The organism is Actinomadura meyerae (assembly GCF_900188445.1).
Lineage (GTDB): Bacteria > Actinomycetota > Actinomycetes > Streptosporangiales > Streptosporangiaceae > Spirillospora > Spirillospora meyerae.
Genome location: NZ_FZOR01000093.1, coordinates 1 through 3,584, shown reverse-complemented (window position 1 = coordinate 3,584; position 3,584 = coordinate 1). Strand labels below are relative to the sequence as shown.

General features: G+C 77.6%; 1 protein-coding gene. It reads left to right on the top strand.

The annotated features are described in order from the left end of the window. On the top strand, window positions 1-3,584 hold a 3,584-nt coding region (locus tag CHF16_RS38940; RefSeq protein WP_143228374.1), incomplete at both ends, for an SDR family NAD(P)-dependent oxidoreductase.

Genomic DNA, 3,584 nt, shown 5'->3' with positions numbered 1-3,584 from the left:
CCATCCACACCACCAACGCCACCCACCACATCGAAATCGCCCCCGACACCACCCTCACCCCCGCCATCACCGAAACACGACCCGACGCCATCACCGTCCCCCTGCAGCAGCGGAACCGGGGTCAGGTCGAGGCCCTCACGACGGCTCGCGCGCGGCTGCACGCGGTCGGCGCGGGCGTGCCGGCGGTGGCGGGCCGGCGGGTGGAGCTCCCGACGTACGCGTTCCAGCGCCGCCGGCACCGCATCGAGGCGCGCGGCCGCGCGGGCGACCCGCGGTCGGCCGGGCTGCGGCCCGCCGAGCACCCGCTGCTCGGCGCGAACGTGGCGCTGGCCGGGGCGGACGAGCTCCTGCTGACCGGACGGCTCGCGCTTCGCGATCACCCGTGGCTGGCCGACCACCGGGTGCACGGGGCCGTGCTGCTGCCGGGGACCGCGTTCGTGGAGCTGGCCGTGCACGCCGGTGACCAGGCCGGGCTGGGGCGTCTCGCGGACCTGACGCTGGAGTCGCCGCTGCCGCTCCCCGACCGGGACGGCGTCCAGATCCAGGTGCGGGTGGCCGAGGCGGACGCGTCCGGGGCCCGCCCCCTCACGATCCACTCCCGTCCGGAACGGGCGGACGGGGACGAGCCCTGGATCCGGCACGCGACGGGCCTGCTCGCACCCCGGCCGCCTGGGGAGGCCCCTCCCGCCGGGGCCGTCTGGCCGCCGCCGGACGCGGAGCCGCTCGACGTCTCCGGCCTCTACGAGCGGCTCGCCGAGGTCGGCGTCGAGTACGGGCCGGTCTTCCGGGGGCTGCGGGCGGCCTGGCGGTCGGGCGACGACGTCGTCGCCGAGATCGCGTTGCCGGACGGCGCCGCCGAGGACGGGTTCGGCCTGCATCCGGCGCTGCTGGACGCCTCCCTGCACGCGCTCGCCGCCGCGGCCTTCGCCGCCGACGGCCAGGTCCGGCTGCCGTTCGCGTGGTCCGGTGTCGAACTGCACGCGTCGGGGGCGCGCGCGTTGCGGGCCCGGTTGTCGTCACCGGCCGACGGGGAGCTGTCGGTGCGGGTCTTCGACCCGGCGGGGTCGGCGGTGGCGACCGTGGAGTCGCTGGTGGTGCGGCCGGTCTCCGCCGACCGGCTCGCGCCGCGCGCCGAACGCCCGGACTCGCTCTACCACGTCGCCTGGACGCCGGTCTCCCCCGCCGCGGATCCGGCGACGGGCTTCACCGTCCTGGCCGCGGAGGGCGGGGACGCCGTCGCCGAGACGCAGCGCGTCCTCGCCGCCGTCCAGGGCTGGAAGGACGACGCCCCGCTGGTCGTCCGGACGCGGCACGCCGTGCCGGTGCTGCCGGGCGACGGCCGGCCCGACCTCGGGTCCGCTCCGCTCTGGGGCCTGGTCCGGACGGCGCAGTCGGAGGATCCCGGCCGCTTCGTCCTGCTCGACACCGACGACGGCCCGGTCTCCCCCGAGATGGTCGCGCGGGCCGTCGGTCTCGGGGAGCCGCAGGTCGCCGTCCGCGGCGGGGCGTTCTACGTCCCGCGCGTCGAGCGCGTCCCGGCGCGGACTCCGCTCCCGGTCTCCGGGGCGGCGTGGAGGCTGGACGCCACGGGCCGCGGAACGCTCGACGGCGTGGCTCCCGCACCCGCGCCCGAGGCGGAGGCGCCGCTCGGCGAGGGGCAGATCCGCGTGGGGATGCGGGCCGTCGGGCTCAACTTCCGCGACGTGCTCATCGCGCTCGGCGTGTACCCGGATGCGGCGCTGCCCGGCGGCGAGGGCGCGGGAGTGGTCACCGAGGTCGGTCCGGGCGTCACGGACCTGGCCGCCGGCGACCGCGTCGCGGGCCTGTTCACCGGGGCGATGGGCCCGGTCGCGGTGACCGACCGGGACCTGGTCGCGCCCGTCCCGCCCGGCTGGACGTTCGCGCAAGCGGCGTCGGTGCCGATCGTCTTCCTCACCGCCTACTACGGGCTGCGCGACCTCGGCCGGCTCCAGCCCGGCGAATCGGTGCTGGTGCACGCGGCGGCGGGCGGCGTCGGCATGGCGGCCGTGCAGCTCGCCCGGCACTGGGGCGCGGAGGTGTACGGGACGGCGAGCCCCGGCAAATGGGACGCGCTGCGCCCGCTGGGCCTCGACCGCGCCCATCTGTCCTCCTCGCGCGACCTGGACTTCGAGCGCCACGTCCTGGACGCCACCGGAGGACGCGGCGTCGACGTCGTCCTGAACGCGCTGGCGGGCGAGTTCGTCGACGCGTCGCTGCGCACGCTCCCCCGCGGCGGCCGGTTCCTGGAGATGGGCAAGGCCGACGTCCGCGACCCCGCGCGGGTCGCGGAGGAGCGGCCCGGTGTCGAGTACCGCGCGTTCGACCTGAACGAGGCGGGCCCGGACCGCATCCGGGAGATGCTGGCCGACGTCCTCGCGCTGTTCGCGTCGGGGGCGCTGCGGCCCCTGCCGCTGACCGCCTGGGACCTGCGCGCGGCCCCGGAGGCGTTCCGGCACGTCGGGCAGGCCCGGCACGTCGGCAAGGTGGTGCTCACGCTGCCCGCGCCGCTCGATCCCGGCGGCACGGTGCTGATCACCGGCGGGACCGGGACGCTCGGCGGCCTGCTCGCCCGGCACCTGGTGGCCGAGCACGGCGCGCGGCGGCTGCTGCTCACCGGCAGGCGCGGCGTCGCCGACGCGGCGCTGGTGGCCGAGCTGACCGGGCTCGGAGCCGAGGTGGAGGTGGCGGCCTGCGACGTGACCGACCGGGACGCGCTCGCCGGCCTGCTGGCGGGACGGCGGCTCACCGCCGTGATCCACGCGGCGGGCGTGCTGGCCGACGGGATCCTCACCGACCTCACACCGGAGCGGGTCGAACAGGTGCTCCGCCCGAAGATCGACGGGGCCCGGCACCTCGACGAGCTCACCGCCGGGCAGGATCTCGCCGCGTTCGTGCTCTTCTCGTCCGTGGCGGGGATCGTCGGCAACCCCGGCCAGGCGAACTACGCGGCGGCGAACGCGTTCCTCGACGCGCTCGCCCACGACCGGCGCGCCCGCGGGCTGCCCGGGACCGCGCTCGCCTGGGGGCTGTGGGCCCCCGAGAGCTCCATGACCGGCGGGCTCACGCTCGGCGGACTGTCGCCGATGTCCGCCGAGGAGGGGCTGGCGCTGTTCGACGCGGCGCTGGCCCGGGGTGAGACGGCGGCCGTCCCGGCCCGCCTCGCCCCGGACGCCCTCCGCGCCGGGGAGGTCCCGCCCATCCTGCGCGGCCTGGTGCGCGGTCCGGCGCGGCGCGCCGCCTCCGGTGCGGCGCCCTTCGCCGAACGCATCGCGGCGATCTCCGAGGCCGAGCGGCACGCCGTCGCGCTCGCCCTCGTCCGCGACCAGGCCGCCGCCGTGCTGGGACACGCGTCCGCCGAGGCCATCGTCCCGGACCGGACGTTCAAGGAGCTGGCGTTCGACTCGCTCACCGCAGTCGAACTGCGCAACCGGCTCAACGCCGAGACCGGCCTGCGCCTCCCCGCGACCATGGTCTTCGACCACCCCACCCCGGAGGCCCTGGCCCGCTTCCTCGTCGGGGACGCCCCGGCCGCACCCCAGACCCCCCGCACGGCGACTTCCCCA